Source organism: Deinococcus sp. (assembly GCF_018260555.1).
In the GTDB taxonomy this organism is placed as follows: domain Bacteria; phylum Deinococcota; class Deinococci; order Deinococcales; family Deinococcaceae; genus Deinococcus.
Genome location: NZ_JAGLBB010000034.1, coordinates 21,047 through 34,894 on the forward strand (window position 1 = coordinate 21,047; position 13,848 = coordinate 34,894).

The 13,848-nt window shown below is 68.6% G+C and carries 14 protein-coding genes; 6 read left to right on the plus strand and 8 right to left on the minus strand.

The window, feature by feature from the left end; all coding sequences use genetic code 11:
* Positions 1 to 25: 25 nt before the first annotated feature.
* The 3 genes from QZ271_RS08175 to QZ271_RS08185 form a co-directional block, all read right to left on the minus strand.
* Positions 26 to 943, minus strand: a complete 918-nt coding sequence (locus QZ271_RS08175; RefSeq protein ID WP_291430345.1) for a trans-aconitate 2-methyltransferase — start codon at positions 941 to 943, stop codon at positions 26 to 28.
* A 197-nt stretch (positions 944 to 1,140) separates the two neighbouring features.
* Positions 1,141 to 2,151 carry a tRNA (guanine-N7)-methyltransferase gene (locus tag QZ271_RS08180; protein ID WP_291430347.1) on the minus strand — a complete coding sequence of 337 codons (1,011 nt, stop codon included), beginning with the start codon at positions 2,149 to 2,151 and terminating at the stop codon, positions 1,141 to 1,143.
* Positions 2,148 to 2,966 (minus strand): FAD-dependent oxidoreductase, encoded by an 819-nt coding sequence (locus QZ271_RS08185; protein ID WP_291430349.1) that lies wholly within the window; start codon positions 2,964 to 2,966, stop codon positions 2,148 to 2,150. Before QZ271_RS08185 ends, QZ271_RS08180 begins: the two co-directional genes overlap by 4 nt.
* A gap of 67 nt (positions 2,967 to 3,033) precedes the next feature.
* Here QZ271_RS08185 and QZ271_RS08190 point away from each other — a divergent pair, with 67 nt between their 5' ends.
* The gene (locus QZ271_RS08190) at positions 3,034 to 3,945 is read left to right on the plus strand and encodes an RluA family pseudouridine synthase (RefSeq protein ID WP_291430352.1); all 912 of its coding nucleotides are present in this window, start codon (positions 3,034 to 3,036) and stop codon (positions 3,943 to 3,945) included.
* A gap of 66 nt (positions 3,946 to 4,011) precedes the next feature.
* Here QZ271_RS08190 and QZ271_RS08195 read toward each other — a convergent pair whose 3' ends face one another.
* Together QZ271_RS08195 and QZ271_RS08200 are read right to left on the minus strand one after the other, a co-directional pair.
* The gene (locus tag QZ271_RS08195; RefSeq protein WP_291430354.1) at positions 4,012 to 5,097 is read right to left on the minus strand and encodes an MBL fold metallo-hydrolase; all 1,086 of its coding nucleotides are present in this window, start codon (positions 5,095 to 5,097) and stop codon (positions 4,012 to 4,014) included.
* Positions 5,094 to 5,582 (minus strand): DUF3006 domain-containing protein, encoded by a 489-nt coding sequence (locus QZ271_RS08200; RefSeq protein WP_291430356.1) that lies wholly within the window; start codon positions 5,580 to 5,582, stop codon positions 5,094 to 5,096. The genes QZ271_RS08195 and QZ271_RS08200 overlap by 4 nt, the downstream gene beginning before the upstream one ends.
* Before the next feature lie 272 nt (positions 5,583 to 5,854).
* Between QZ271_RS08200 and mqnE the strand changes: the two genes are divergently transcribed.
* The 4 genes from mqnE to QZ271_RS08220 are packed head-to-tail and all read left to right on the plus strand — an operon-like array spanning position 5,855 to position 8,685.
* On the plus strand, positions 5,855 to 7,003 hold the full coding sequence (mqnE, locus tag QZ271_RS08205) for an aminofutalosine synthase MqnE (RefSeq protein WP_291430358.1): 1,149 nt from the start codon (positions 5,855 to 5,857) through the stop codon (positions 7,001 to 7,003).
* A gap of 6 nt (positions 7,004 to 7,009) precedes the next feature.
* Positions 7,010 to 7,372 carry a nuclear transport factor 2 family protein gene (locus tag QZ271_RS08210; protein ID WP_291430360.1) on the plus strand — a complete coding sequence of 121 codons (363 nt, stop codon included), beginning with the start codon at positions 7,010 to 7,012 and terminating at the stop codon, positions 7,370 to 7,372.
* On the plus strand, positions 7,369 to 7,839 hold the full coding sequence (locus tag QZ271_RS08215; protein WP_291430362.1) for a hypothetical protein: 471 nt from the start codon (positions 7,369 to 7,371) through the stop codon (positions 7,837 to 7,839). The genes QZ271_RS08210 and QZ271_RS08215 overlap by 4 nt, the downstream gene beginning before the upstream one ends.
* A gap of 3 nt (positions 7,840 to 7,842) precedes the next feature.
* Entirely contained in the window at positions 7,843 to 8,685 is an 843-nt protein-coding gene (locus tag QZ271_RS08220) for a menaquinone biosynthetic enzyme MqnA/MqnD family protein (protein ID WP_291430364.1), read from the plus strand.
* 178 nt (positions 8,686 to 8,863) lie between these two features.
* Here QZ271_RS08220 and QZ271_RS08225 read toward each other — a convergent pair whose 3' ends face one another.
* The 3 genes from QZ271_RS08225 to QZ271_RS08235 all read right to left on the minus strand — a co-directional run bounded on the left by QZ271_RS08225 (position 8,864) and on the right by QZ271_RS08235 (position 12,579).
* Positions 8,864 to 10,216: a M20/M25/M40 family metallo-hydrolase gene (locus QZ271_RS08225; protein WP_291430366.1), complete on the minus strand. Its 1,353-nt coding sequence runs from the start codon at positions 10,214 to 10,216 to the stop codon at positions 8,864 to 8,866.
* Positions 10,217 to 10,266: 50 nt separating this feature from the next.
* The gene (gene galE, locus QZ271_RS08230; RefSeq protein ID WP_291430368.1) at positions 10,267 to 11,259 is read right to left on the minus strand and encodes a UDP-glucose 4-epimerase GalE; all 993 of its coding nucleotides are present in this window, start codon (positions 11,257 to 11,259) and stop codon (positions 10,267 to 10,269) included.
* Between the two features lie 177 nt (positions 11,260 to 11,436).
* A complete protein-coding gene (locus QZ271_RS08235) occupies positions 11,437 to 12,579 on the minus strand; it encodes a LacI family DNA-binding transcriptional regulator (RefSeq protein ID WP_291430370.1) in 1,143 nt (380 codons plus the stop codon).
* A 286-nt stretch (positions 12,580 to 12,865) separates the two neighbouring features.
* Between QZ271_RS08235 and QZ271_RS08240 the strand changes: the two genes are divergently transcribed.
* A complete protein-coding gene (locus QZ271_RS08240; protein ID WP_291430372.1) occupies positions 12,866 to 13,666 on the plus strand; it encodes a polyphosphate kinase 2 family protein in 801 nt (266 codons plus the stop codon).
* The last annotated feature ends 182 nt before the right edge of the window (positions 13,667 to 13,848 follow it).

A 13,848-nucleotide genomic window follows, 5' to 3' on the forward strand; every position in this document is an offset into this window, starting at 1 on the left:
CGCGCCTCCCCGTTGGGGGCGCGCTTTACAGTTCCAGGTCGGTGGGCGTGCGTGCCTGGGCGGGAATGGCGGTCAGGAGCAGTTCGTACTTGCCGGTCACGAAGATCTTGAAGCCGTGTTTCTGCAGACCGCGCCGGCCGTTGGTCACGTCGGCGGCCAGCAGGCTCAGGTCGGGCCGGGCATAGTTGCGCATGCGCGCCCCGTACGAGAGCGTGCCGCCCCGGTAGCGCGCGTTCGGGTACCCGAGAATCAGGCCCCCGCCAGGGGTCAGGTGGGAGCGGCGCAGCGTGGCCAGCAGGACATCCTGCGTGACCCCGGGGCTTTGCAGGAGGCTCAGGGCCAGGATCAGGTCAAAGCGTCCCAGTTCGGGCGGGAGGGCGCCTACGTCGAGCGTGTGGAAGGTGGCGTGCGGGTGGCGGGTGCGGGCGGCCTGCACGGCGCCCGGGTCCAGATCCACGCCCACCACCTCCAGCGCGCGGTCCGGGAGGGCCAGCGGCAGGGCGGCGAGTTCATGTCCGGCGTTCATGCCGAGCGCCAGAATCCGACCACCGGGTGGGGGGTTCACGCGGCGCAGCGCCTCGGTGAACGTGGCCAGGAACACCGGGTCTTCGAGTTTGTTCACGCGGGCCCAGTCACCGTCAGGGCCGTACCCGGCGTGGTCCGGGTCGCGGCCCGGAGCGTGCGCCCGCAGCGTCAGGCACACACGGCCCTCCCCTGCCCGCTGCGGCGTCAGTAGGTGCGCGCCCAGCAGGTCCGCGAGGTCCGTCCAGGTGTGCCAGGGGCGGTGCGTGCCGTGCAGGGTGGCCTCGCCCGCGTACAGGCCCAGACCGGCGTCGGGGTCGGGCACCGTGAAGGTCACCTGCCCTGCGGCGCGCAGCCGATCACGCACGGCGGGCAGGATGACGTTCATCGGTTCGGTGGTGAACACAGGGATCTCGGACATAAGAAAACCCCGTCATCATAGACGGGGTTCACCGGACAAGGGGGGGCGGCGAGGTGCCTGCCGATGGTCTCGGCGCCGGGAACGCCGTCCAGCGACGGGGGCCAGGTGGTGACATGAGCGACGGCAGCGCTGGCCGGTAAGCCCTGAAATCCGCCCGGATGCGGTGGATGCTGCCGCCCCTTCAACCGGACTCCGTGTCAGTACCCGTGGTGTTTGACGACCGCGCCCTGCCCTTCGAGCCAGCGGGTCACGACGCCCACGGCGGCCTTCACGCCGGTCGTGATGATCGGGCCGCCGAACTTGGCGAGGCGCACGAGGTGCGTGCCGTCCTCGCGGGCGGTGATGCCGATCAGGACTTCCTGCGTCAGTTCGCCCTCCACGACGTGCGCCAGGACGACCCAGCCGTCCACGCGCAGTCCGGCGTACAGGTCGAGCAGGATGACGGTCCAGCCTGCGCCCTCGTCGGCATTGCGGCTGGCAGGGTTGCGGCTGGCAGGGTTGCGTTCCGTGAGTTTCTCGAAGGTCCGGGGGGTGAAGGTGTCGGGCAGGGTCAGGACGGCGTGGGGCACGGTGGTGGGGTCCTCCGGGTAGGGTGCGCTCTGCCCGTGCGGGACGGGCGCGTGCGCGGTGGGCGTGAAGCGGGCGTGGTGGGCACCAAGGCCCAGGTCACGCCACTTGAGGGCGTACTTGGTTTCCAGCGCGGCGGCGGGCGGTTCGGTGATCTCGGTGTGCATGACGCCGCTGGCTGCCGCCTCGGCGCACGCGAACGCGAAGTACTCGTCGTGGTCGGTGGTGAGCAGGATCGTCCCGCCGGGTTTCAGGCGACTGGCCGCCAGCCGGAAGAACGGCGCGCGCAGCAGGCGGTGGTCGGTGTGCCCGGCCTTGGGCCACGGGTCGGGGAAATTCACGACGATCAGGTCCAGGCCCGCGTGCGGGATGACTTCACGGATCAGCACGTCGGCCGGGAGTTTGGTCAGCAGGGCGTTGTCCAGTCCGGCGTCCCGCAGGCGGCGGTTCGCTTTGAGGAGCGACACGCCGGACAGTTCCACACCCAGGTAGTTGGGCGCCTCCGGGAAGGTCGCGGCGTAGTGCGGCCAGAAACGGCCGTCCCCGAAGCCGACTTCCAGCACCCAGGGGCGCTGCGGGGTGTGCGGGTACAGGCGCGCGGCGCTGTCCGGGAACTGAAAGTCACCGAGGCGGGCGATCACGCGTTCACCCCACCGTCCAGCGGGGCGTTCAGGTCGGCCGTCAGCTCATCTGCGAGGCGGGCGGCGTCCTGGAGCACGCTGGCGTACGTGTGGTCGCCGGGCGTGCACTGGCCCAGCATCCGCACGCGTTCCAGGCGGTTCACGCGGAAGCCGTCGAGTTCGGTGGGGGCGGGCGTCAGGAAACGCACCTCGTACGGGGGTTCCACGCCCTCGCCCTCGGCGCGGCGCTCACGGCCGACCAGCCAGATCCCGCTGGAGGTCAGGTCGTCCGCCAGAAAATCGTACGCGACCTCGCTGAGCCGCCCGGCCTCGTCCATGGTGTCTCCCACCAGCAGGCGGCCCTTCAGGAACGCGCCGACGGCCAGCACGCACAGGCGCGCGCGCAGCTTCGGGCCTTCCCAGGTCGAGAGGACCACCTGCGCCTCCTCGGGCGCCCTCTCCTGGTCCGGCACCGTCTCCTGGTCAGGTGCCGTCTCCTCGTCCAGGGCAGTGACGGTGCTCTGGAGCAGGTGAATCCCGGCGGTTTGCTCCACGCGGGCTTTCAGGTGACGGTGGAAGGTCCAGCCGTCCGTGTCGGGGTGCAGCGCGGCGCGCACCTCCTCGAACAGGCTGCCACCGGGAAAGGTCACGCCCTGCGTGGTCGGCTGGTACAGGTTCCCCAGGTGATCGAGCGCCTGCGAGACCAGCAGCACGTCCCGGCCCGCGCGGGCCAGCCGCCACGCCAGTTCCGTTCCGGCCAGCCCGGCGCCGACCACGGCCACGTCGTACAGGTGCCCCGGTTGCGGGCGACTTCGGGGGGAAACAGGTCCAAACATCACAGGCCAGTGTAGAGGCTGGGCGCCGCAAGGGCACCGGCCCCGCGTTGCGCGTACCCTGTACGCCATGACGGACGACGCTCCCTCGAACGACGGGTTCGCGTTCCGCTCGCAGGTGCAGGTGGGGGGCGTGAGCGTGCTGGCGTTCCTGAGCGAGTCGTTCCGGCATTCCGGCGCGGCGGTGTGGGCCTCAAGGCTCGCGGCGGGCGAGGTAGAGGTGCGCGGCGTGCGGGCGCGCGGGGAGGAGCGACTGCGCGCGGGTGACGTGGTGGTGTGGCGCCGCCCGCCGTGGCGGGAGGAGGCGGCTCCCCTTGAGTACGCGGTACTGTGGCAGGACGACTCGCTGGTCGCGGTGAGTAAACCGCCGGGCCTGCCCACCCTGCCCGGCGCGGGCTTCCTGACGCACACGCTGCTCACGCAGGTGCGCCTGCAGTTTCCGGGCGCCAGTCCGCTGCACCGCCTGGGGCGCGGCACAAGCGGCGTGGTGCTGTTCGCACGCACCGGCGAGGCCGGATCGGCCCTGTCGCGCGCGTGGCGGGAACACGAGGTGCACAAGGTGTACCGCGCGCTGGGAACGGGCGTGCCCACCTGGGACACCCTGGACATCCGCACGCCCATCGGGCCGGTCCCACACCCGCGCCTGGGCAGCGTGTTCGCGGCCAGTCCGGAGGGGAAGGCGGCGCGCAGCGTGGCAAGCGTCCGCGAGCGCAGGAGCGGGGCCACGCTGTTCGACGTGAACATCCACACGGGCCGACCGCACCAGATCCGCATTCATCTGGCCAGCGCCGGGCACCCGCTGCTGGGCGATCCGCTGTACGGCCCGGGCGGCGCGCCACTCCCGGACCTGCCGGGCCTGCCGGGCGACCTGGGGTACTGGCTGCACGCCTGGACCCTGCGGTTCCGGCACCCGCTGACCGGCCAGCAGGTCCACGTGGAAGCCCCCCCACCACCCCGCCTGAGCCATACGGACTGCGCTTGATCCGGTGCCATTCTGAATCAATCCGAGCGAATGCAAGCAGGAAAGCAGCGGGTTCCGGGGCGGACTTCAGCGTTCGGTGTCGGCGGTGTAGGTGCCGTCCGCGCGGCCCTGGAAGGTCACGGTCCCCTGACGGTCGGTGCGGTACACGCGCGCGCCGCTCTGGCGGTACAGGCGCAGCGCCGAATCGGTCGGGTGCCCGTAACTGTTGTGCCCGACGCTGATAACCACGTTCTGCGGCCGCACGCTTGCCAGCCATCCGGCGGTGTCTCCGTTGGCGGCCCCGTGGTGAATGCTCTTGTACACCTGGAAGGGTCCGCGCAGGTCCGCGCGCTCCTGCGCCATCCACCCCTCGGTTTCCGGGCTTTCGCTGTCGCCGGTCATCAGGGCGCGGAACTCCCCGAACTGCACGGCCAGTCCGACGCTGTTCAGGTTCTGATCGTCGGGCATGCCGGGCGGGGGCGCAATGACGCGCAGTTTCACGCTCCCCAGGTTCACGGTCTGGTTACTGGCCTTCATGAACGTGGCGTCCACACCCTGGAGGGCTTTCACGAGCCGCTCCCAGGTCTGGGTGGTGCCGCCCATGCCGTTGTTGATGAACAGGCGGGGTTTCAGGGCGGCGGCCGGCACGAGGCCCGCGATGTGGTCGGCGTCGGCGTGCGTGGCAATCATCAGGTCCAGGCGGGTCACGCCGTACTTGTCCAGCTGGGCGCTGAGGCGCTCGGAGCTGCGGCCCCCGTCGATCAGGGCGGTCTTGCCTTCCGGGCTGCGGATCAGGATGGCGTCGCCCTGCCCCACATCCAGAAACCGGATGGTGACCTGAGCGCCAGCCGGGGCGGTCGTGACAGGCCCGCTGGTGGGTGCGTCGGCGCCGCCCTGGTTGCGGATCCAGCCGCACGCCGCGAGGCTACCGGTCACGACCAGCACCAGCAGGCCCAGCAGGTCCGAGGAACTGGTGCCGGGGCGGCCCTTCCCGGCGCGGCGGCCCGTGCGGGCGCTGGTCCTCGCACTGCTCGCCCGGGTCCTGCCGGTCTTTGCGGCGGCGCCCTTCGTGGCGCCCTGCGTAGCGGCTTTGGTCGTGGATGCTTTTGGGGAGACAGTTTTCTTGCTGCCTGCCCGTGTGGGGGCTTCTTTACCGGGTGCTCTGGGACTCACAGGTCGATCTCTCCGTCGTCGTTGACTGGTACGTTGACTGGCAGGTTCTCTGACAGTAGGTGGCTTGATGGGTCGCGGCCCTGTTCGTTCAGGGCGTCCAGCGTCGCCTGGCTGGCGGCGCGGCGCGCGGCACTGCCGTCGGCCAGCAGGCGCAGGCTCAGGCCGTCCGGGCCGTCGTCAACGGCCAGCAGGTCGCCTTCTCGCAGGCCGGGGGGCAACTGGGTCAGGGGGCGGTCCACGGTCCGGCCGTCCGGGCGTTCCAGCCGCGCGACCGGGCCGTGCGGCGTCGGCTCGATGCCGTCCACCGTCCAGACTTCCGGGGCATACTCCGTCCGGAGCGGCGACTGGGCAGAAGTCAACTGGGCCGCAGTCATCTGGGTCGCAGTCAACTGGGTCGGGGTCATCTGGGTCGGGGTGCTGGCCGGGGCGGGCGGCCCGTCCGGCTGCGTGAATTCTGTTTCAGGACGAACGGATTCCGGCTTCACGCCCCCAGCGTAGCCTACCCGGCCATGTCCTGTACCCAAAGAGTTCACGCCCGGCAGTTCGCCCTGCTTCCAGCCGCTCTGCCGCCTAGCTCTCCGAGTCCGCTCGGATGGAACGGCTTTCGCCCACCATTCACCCGGAGCCGGCAGACCAGCCATCTGACGGGCCTGTCACGACTCTGACGCACCACCTGCGAGGCTGAACATTTCGTTCAGGTGGGCATTGCGGGATTCGGGGACATTCCCGCGCGCCGGGCGGGCGTATGCTGCGCGGTATGAAGTGGCTTTCCGACCCGGCACTTGCGCCCATCGTGGAGAAGGTCGAGGCGGGCGAGCGCCTGACCTTCGCCGAGGGCATGCAGTTGTACGACACCCGCGACCTGAACACCCTGATGAGGCTCGCGAACCTGCGCAAGGAACAGCTGCACGGCGACCGGGTGTACTTCGTTCACTCCATGCGACTGGAATTCACGAACATCTGCTACGTGGGCTGCACCTTCTGCGCGTTCGCCGCGCACAAGAACGAGGAACGCGCCTGGGATTACGACCCGCAGCAGGTGGCCGAACAGGTCCGCCGCCGCTACGTGCCGGGCATCACGGAACTGCACATGAGCAGCGGCCACCACCCCAACCACCCGTGGGAGTACTACCCCGAAATGGTACGCGGCCTGCGCGAGGCCTTCCCGGACCTGCAGGTCAAGGCGTTCACCGCCGCCGAGATCGAGCACCTGAGCCGCATCAGCAAGAAACCCACCCTGGACGTCCTGCGCGAACTCCAGGCCGCCGGGCTGGCCGCCATGCCCGGCGGCGGCGCCGAGATCTTCGCCGACCGCGTGCGCCTCCAGGTCGCCAAAAATAAGGTCAAGGCCGAGAAATGGTTGCAGATTCACAGCGAGGCGCACTCCCTGGGCATGCGCACCAACGCCACCATGCTGTACGGGCACATCGAGACGCTCGAAGAACGCCTGGATCACATGGACCGCCTGCGAACGTTGCAGGATGATTCCGTGGCCCGCTTCGGCGGCGGCTTCCACGCGTTCATTCCACTGGCGTTCCAGCCGCTCGGGAATAACCTCGCGCAGAACCTCGGCAAGACGGACTTCACCACCGGCCTCGACGACCTGCGCAACCTCGCCGTGGCCCGCATCTACCTCGATAATTTCCCGCACATCAAGGGCTACTGGGTCATGATCGGCAGCGAACTCACGCAGGTCAGCCTCGACTGGGGCGTGTCCGACATCGACGGCACCATCCAGGAAGAACACATCGCGCACGCCGCCGGAGCGACCAGCCCCATGAAACTCAGCGAACAGGGCATGATCCGCATGATCCAGCACGCCGGCCGCACCCCCGTCCTGCGCGACGCGTACTACAACGAACTGGCGACCTTCCCCCGCACCCCGGCCACCGAAGCCGCCGACTGACCGCCGGTGTCCAGTCAGCCTGCGCCCGGCCAGCCCAGCGACCTCGACCTGATCCTCGCCCTGGACGACCGGTGGAACGCCGCCTACCACCACCGCGACCCGGGACGCCTGGACGCCGTCCTGGCGGACGACTGGCTGGGCTTCTACCACGACGGCACCACCGTCACGAAACAGGAACTCCTGACCGGCATGCAGACCAACCCCACCACTCCACTGATCTTCGAACGGCACGCTGCCCGGGTGCACGGCGACACGGCCATCACGCGCGGCACCCTCTACGCCGCAGGCACGCGCGTGCAGAGCTTCCTGCGCGTCTACGCCCGCCAGGACGGACACTGGCAGGCCGTCAGCGTGCAGGTAATCCCGTGACGTACGGGCGGCGTGAACTAATCCAGTCGCATCTGGACGCTCAACGCTATAGCAACGCAGCTGAGCCTCTCAAGGCCGACGCAATATCGTTCACGCGCGCCATGCAACGGGCTTTCAACGTCGACTTTGAGCAACTTTCAAATCCGCCTCTCTCGTCAGAGGCCTGGGCATCCGCCTATCTGTTCCGCCTGTCCAGGGAGGTGGCGCTTGCCCAGGACAGTGGCCTCCTCGAAGGTGGTCTGCTGTTCAGGAAACTGGAAGAGCAGGGCTCGTCCGGCCTCAGCCTGCTGGAATCGTTCGGGGAGCTGGGTAGGCGGCGCGTAGGGGTCACGGAGCAGGCGCTCTCGCTGCTGCTGGACATCACGACGAGCCTCTGGCCAGACAGTCCCACCCACGTGACGTCCGAAGATCTATTGCGGCACAGTTTCGATGACCGAAATCGTCCCGACCCGATGGAATACTGGTGATTCATGACCTATAAGGCGGGTTGGATTCATTTCACGAATGTTGCGCCGATTCTGGATTCGCTGGTGCTGCCGGAGGGTGTGACGGCGATCACGGGCGTACCGACGCAGATGAATGCGGCGCTGCTGTCGGGTGAGGTGGATATTGCGAACATCAGCGCCGTGGAGTTCATCCGGAACGCGGATGTGCTGGAGGCCCTGCCGGATTTCAGTGTGGCGGTGCTGGGGCCGGTGTACTCGGTGAACCTGTTTCATACGCGCCCGCTGGAGGAACTGAGGCGGGTGGCGCTGACGGCGCAGTCGGCGATGAGTGTGGCGCTGCTGGAGGTGCTGCTGCGCGAGCGGGGCCTGAGCCCAGCGCTGGAGCGCGCCGAGGGTGAGGCCGAGGTGCTGCTCTCGCAGGGCTTCGATGGGGTGCTGCGGATCGGGGACAGTGCGCTGCGTGAGTGGTACGGGGTGGTGGGGCCACTGACGCCGGAGACGACCATGACCGGCCTGCCGCACGCGGCGCGGGGAATCACGGTGACGGATCTGGCGGAGGAGTGGTTCCGCCTGACGGGGCATCCGTTCACGTTTGCGGTGTGGGCGTACCGCAAGGACCGCCCGCCGCCGCCCGCGCTGGTGCAGGCGATGAGGGAAGCGCGGCGCGACGGGATCGGGCATCTGGCGGACGTGGCGGCCCGGCACGCGCAGAAGCTGGGGTTGCCGGAGCGGGTGGTGCAGCATTACCTGTGGAACTTCCGGTACCACCTGGAAGCGCCGGACCGGCTGGGCCTGCACGAGTTCGCAGCGAAGGCCGTGCCGGGTCACGCGCCCCTGACGTTCGGGCCAAGGCCGGGGCAGGCATGACGCGCAGGAAGGCCGGACTGCGCTGCACATCCGGCCCCCTGTCCCCGGTCAGCCGTCTGATACGGATTCCGATTGATTCGCTGCCGTTCTGAATCAATCCGAGCGGACGCGAGTGGGAACAGCAGACGGACTTCGCGGTACGGAGCCGCAGGCGGCGCTTTTCCGACTGTGGTGGAAGTTAGCGAACTCCGTCTGCGAGAGCGGCCATGAACGCGGCGGCGTAGCGCACGCCACTGGCAAAGTCGCGCCGCAGGATGTTCTCGTTGGGTGCGTGAACGCGGCCGCCGATATTCCCGATGCCCAGCGCGATGACGGGCGCGCCGACGTGCGCCATGAAGGGGTGCATGGGGCCGCTGCCGCCGGAGCTGGGGTTCAGGATGGGTTCCTGGCCGTGAACGTCGCGGGCCACGCGCACGGCTGTCTTCACGAAGGGATCGTTCAGGTCGCTGCGGGCGGGGTGCTGGTGGCTTTCCAGTTCGATAATCTCGATATCGCCGAAGTCCTGTGCGTCCAGGTGGGCGCGCAGCAGCTCCACAATGCGGTCCGGGTGCTGGTCGGGCACGAGGCGGAAGTCGAGTTTCACCATGCCTGAAGCGGGCAGGACGGTTTTGCTGCCCTGCCCCTCGTAGCCGCCGTGGAAGCCGTTGACGTTCACGACGGGCTTGAGGTTCAGGCGGGTGTGGTAGTCCTGGCCGCTGCCGAGGGGGCGGGTCACGTCGTACGTGTCGCGCAGCGCCTCGCCCTGGCCTTCAAGCCGCGCGATGGCGTCCAGGTCGGCCTGGCTGGGGGGACGCACGTCGTCGTGGAAGCCGGGGATCAGGACCGTGCCGTCCGGGCCGCGCAGGCTGGCGACGGCGGCGGCCAGCCGCCACAGGGGGTTGTCCACGACCGCGCCGCTACTGCTGTGCAGGTCGCTGGCGGCCACGCGGCAACGCAGTTCCACGCAGATGATGCCTTTCAGTCCGGCGTACAGAACGGGGCGGCCTTCCGGGGTGATGCTCCCGAATTCCCACCACACGCCGTCGGCTTTCAGTTCGCTGGCGTGCCCGGCCAGGAAGCCCTCCAGGCTGGGGCTGCCGACCTCTTCCTCGCCTTCGATCAACCACTTGACCTTCAGGGGCAGGTGCCCGCCGCGCGCGTCTTTCAGGGCGCGCAATCCGGCGAGGCGCGAGATGAACTCGCCCTTGTCGTCGCTGGCGCCGCGTCCGTACAGGCGGCCGCCGCGTTCCGTCAGTTCGAACGGCGGGGTGTCCCAGAGCTCTGCGGGGTCCTCGGGTTGCACGTCGTAGTGGTTGTAGATCAGCAGCGTGAAGGGCCCGTCGCCCGCCTCGGCCAGCAGGATCGGGGCGACCTGACCGGGGTACTCGCGGACGGTGAAGCCCTCGGTTTCCAGCAGTCGCGTGACGGCCTGCGCAGCATCGGGAAGGGAGCGGCCCTGCGCGGAGACACTGGGAATGGCGACGAGGTCGGCAAGGTCACGCAGGCCGCGTTCGGTGTGCGCGGCGAGGTCAGCGGCAGTGGGTTGGGTCATGCCCGCAGGCTACGGGAGTTGCGCGCCGAGTGCCACTGCCCGGGCCAGCCTCACTGCCCGAAGTCGTGCGGGTGGCCCTTGTGCCAGTTCCAGGCGGTCTGCACGATCTCCTTCAGGTCCGTGAACTGCGGCTTGAAGCCCAGTTCCTCGCGGATGCGGGTGGCGTCGGCCACGAGGCGGGGGGGGTCCCCGGCGCGGCGCGGCGCGAGTTCGCGGTTCAGGGGCGTGCCGATCACGTCGTCCACGGTGTCCAGCACTTCCTTGACGCTAAAGCCGTGGCCCAGGCCCACGTTGAAGGTGCCCTGGGTGCGCTGCCCGGCCAGCAGCGCCTCGACCGCCAGGACGTGCGCGTCAGCGAGGTCCTGCACGTGCACGTAATCGCGGATGCAGGTGCCGTCCGGGGTGGGGTAGTCATCCCCGAAGATGAACATCTTCTCACGCTGGCCCAGGGCGGTCAGGGCGGCCAGTTCGATCAGGTGGGATTTCCCGGCGTGCGCCTCGCCGATGTCGCCCTCGGGGGCCGCGCCGCACACGTTGAAGTAGCGCAGGACCGTGTACGGCAGGCCGTGCGCCGTGTGGAACGCGTGAATCATGTTCTCGGTCATGAGTTTCGTCTCTCCGTACACGCTCTCGGGCTGCATGGCGGCGTTCTCGGGGATAGGCACGAGGTCCGTGGTGCCGTACACGGCGGCCGTGGAGGAGAACACCAGCGGCACCTTGCGGGTCTCAGTGATGGCCTGCAGCAGGTTCAGGCTGCCGACCACGTTGTTGCGGTAGTAGCGGGCCGGGGCGCGCATGCTCTCCCCCACCTCGATCAGCGCAGCGAAGTGAATCACGGCGTCCGGCTGATGGGCGTTCAGGGCGGCGCGCACGGCGTCCGCGTCCAGCAGGTCGCCGCGCACCAGGGGAACCTCGGCAGGCAGGGCCTCGGCATGCCCACTGGAAAGGTTGTCGAACACGACCGGCGAGTGCCCGGCCCGGATCAGTTGCCGGACCGTGTGAGAACCGATGTACCCTGCGCCGCCCACCACAAGAATCTTCATGAAGCCCAGGGTAGTGCAGGCGCGACTGGGACGTGGCGAATCAGACGGACTGCCGCTCCACTGCGCCACAGTCGGAACAGCACCGCCTGCGGCTCCATACCGCGAAGTCCGTCTGCTGTTCCTACTCGCGTCCGCTCGGATTGATTCAGAACTGCAGCGAATCAATCGGAATCCATATCAGTCGCGCGCCGCCTGTGGTTGCGGGGCGGGCGGCGCGGTGGTGCCACGCACGACCAGCCGGGTGGGGAGCGTCACGGGCGGCGCGGGGTGTCCGGCCAGCAGGGTCAGGATGGCCTGCCCGACCTGCTCACCCTTGTCGCCGGTGGGCTGCCAGACGGTCGTGAGGTTCAGGCTCTCACTGCCCGGCAGGTCATCGAAGCCCACCACGCTGAGGTCCTCCGGGACGCGTAGGCCAAGGCTGGCGGCGGCCCGCAGCGCTCCCTGGGCGAGCACGTCACTCATGCACAGCACGGCTGTGATGTCCGGATGACTGCGCAGCAGGTCCAGGGTCAGGGCCTCGCCGGCCTGCGGGGTGTTGTGAATGACCTCGGTGGGGTGCAGGGTGACCTCCGGGTGGGCGTGCGTGGCGGCGCGGTAGCCGCGCAGACGCTGACTGCTGGTACGGTAACTGACCTGCGCTTCGCGGGCAGGACTGACCGGCCCACTGGCGCGCTGCTCCGACAGTTGCAGACACAGCACGCCCAGATGCCGGTGCCCCAGCGAGAGCAGGTGCGTGGCGGCGGCCTGCGCGCCCCCGGCGTCGTCGATACCGATGTTCACGGCCTCCTCATGGCATTCCTGATCGACCAGCACGGTGGGAAGGCCGCGTTCCAGAACGGCGCGCAGCAGGGGACTGTCCTCGGCGGTGCAGTACACGATGAAGCCGTCCACGCTGGCACCGCGGACCGGGCCGGTGGGGTCGTGGTTGGCGGCGGCCGAGGGGCACGGCGCGGCGTGCGGACTGGCGAGCAGCAGCACGTTCAGGTCCTGGCCTTGCACGGCGCGGGTCACGCTTCCCAGGAACAGCGCGGCGGCGGGATCCGCGAAGGCGTATTCCAGCGGGGCGCCGTACACCACGCCCAGCACGTCGGTACGGCCCCGGCGCAGACTGCGCGCCAGGGGGTCGGGGCCGGTGTACCCAAGGTCGCGGGCGGCCTGCAAGACGCGCTGGCGCAGATCCGCGCTCAGCTGGTCGGGCCGGTTATAGGCGTTACTGACGGTGGCGACACTGACTCCCAGCGCGCGGGCCACGTCCCGCAGGGTGACGCGGCCACCGGCGCGGGGTGAGCCGGGGGCGGTGCTGGGCTTGGCAGGGGGCATGCTGGAGTGATGGTAGCGTATCTGCGATCACCCTGAAACGATTCAGAAGCCGCATACCAGACGCGCTACCGCCCTGAACGGCGCCGCCAGGCACGCCCTGGGGAGCCGTCGCAACGTGCGGGGCGCCAGCATCGTGGCGGCTTCCTGTTCGGCCCTTATGCCACTATCACCGCGAACACCAGTCTGAGCGCCGCGCCTGGACTGTCACTGGCCGGCACTGGCCTGACCGCCCCGCTCGGAGGCCACGCCTTCGCCCCGCGAGGCAACGGGTGGTACGCTCCGGATCATGAATCCAGACAAGTACCGCGTAAAACCCGGCGGCAGCGTGAACCTCAGCGACTGGGATACCAACGACGACGGCGCCCTCAGCAAGGACGAGGGGGGCACCCTGACCGACGAACTGCAAGTCGGGCTGGCTGACTGGCAAGAACGCCTGAATGCCGAGGGACGGCAATCCCTGCTGATCGTCCTGCAAGCCCGCGACGCTGGCGGGAAGGACGGAACGGTCAAGCATGTCATGGGTGCTTTCAACCCGAACGGCGTGCAGATCTCGAACTTCAAGGTCCCGACCGAGGAGGAACGCGCGCACGACTTCCTGTGGCGCGTTCACCAGCGGGCTCCCCGCGCCGGACAGATCGGCGTCTTCAACCGCAGTCACTACGAGGATGTCCTCGTGACCCGCGTGCACGGCATGATCGACGATTCCACCGCCGCCCGCCGCCTGTCGCACATCCGTCATTTCGAGTCCCTCCTGACGGACGGTGGCACCCGCATCCTGAAGTTCTACTTGCATATCAGCAAAGACGAGCAGAAAGCGCGACTGCAAGAGCGCCTGGACGACCCGGCCAAACACTGGAAGTTCAATCCCGGCGACCTGACCGAACGCGCCAAGTGGGATGAGTACACCAGCGCGTACCAGGACGCCCTGACCACCAGTACCGAGAGCGCCCCGTGGTACGTGATCCCCGCCGACCGCAAATGGTTCCGGAACCTGCTGATCAGCCGGATCATTCTGGACACCCTGCAGAGCATGCACCCGCAATTCCCGAAAGCCACCTTCGATCCGAAAGAAGTCGAGATCGAGTGATACGCACCCTGATGGAATGGTTTACAACGACCATTCCATCGGGGTAGACCTAGAGAGTGGCCCCGCAGAGCCAGTGATTGGAAGGCAGATTCCAGGAACCAAGTTGGCAACCCGGTGTGATTCCGGGGCAGTGTAGGTCCACATCATGGTCCAGCCAGACATGGTCGTTCAGGGTGAAGAAT

Excerpts from the sequence above, each read along its gene's own strand:
- mqnE (WP_291430358.1), top strand. The coding sequence starts at position 5,855 with ATGAAGTGGCTTTCCGACCCGGCACTTGCGCCCATCGTGGAGAAGGTC.
- galE (WP_291430368.1), bottom strand. The coding sequence starts at position 11,259 with ATGAAGATTCTTGTGGTGGGCGGCGCAGGGTACATCGGTTCTCACACG.
- QZ271_RS08240 (WP_291430372.1), top strand. The coding sequence starts at position 12,866 with ATGAATCCAGACAAGTACCGCGTAAAACCCGGCGGCAGCGTGAACCTC.
- QZ271_RS08220 (WP_291430364.1), top strand. The coding sequence starts at position 7,843 with ATGACCTATAAGGCGGGTTGGATTCATTTCACGAATGTTGCGCCGATT.
- QZ271_RS08225 (WP_291430366.1), bottom strand. The coding sequence starts at position 10,216 with ATGACCCAACCCACTGCCGCTGACCTCGCCGCGCACACCGAACGCGGC.
- QZ271_RS08175 (WP_291430345.1), bottom strand. The coding sequence starts at position 943 with ATGTCCGAGATCCCTGTGTTCACCACCGAACCGATGAACGTCATCCTG.
- QZ271_RS08190 (WP_291430352.1), top strand. The coding sequence starts at position 3,034 with ATGACGGACGACGCTCCCTCGAACGACGGGTTCGCGTTCCGCTCGCAG.
- QZ271_RS08235 (WP_291430370.1), bottom strand. The coding sequence starts at position 12,579 with ATGCCCCCTGCCAAGCCCAGCACCGCCCCCGGCTCACCCCGCGCCGGT.
- QZ271_RS08185 (WP_291430349.1), bottom strand. The coding sequence starts at position 2,966 with ATGTTTGGACCTGTTTCCCCCCGAAGTCGCCCGCAACCGGGGCACCTG.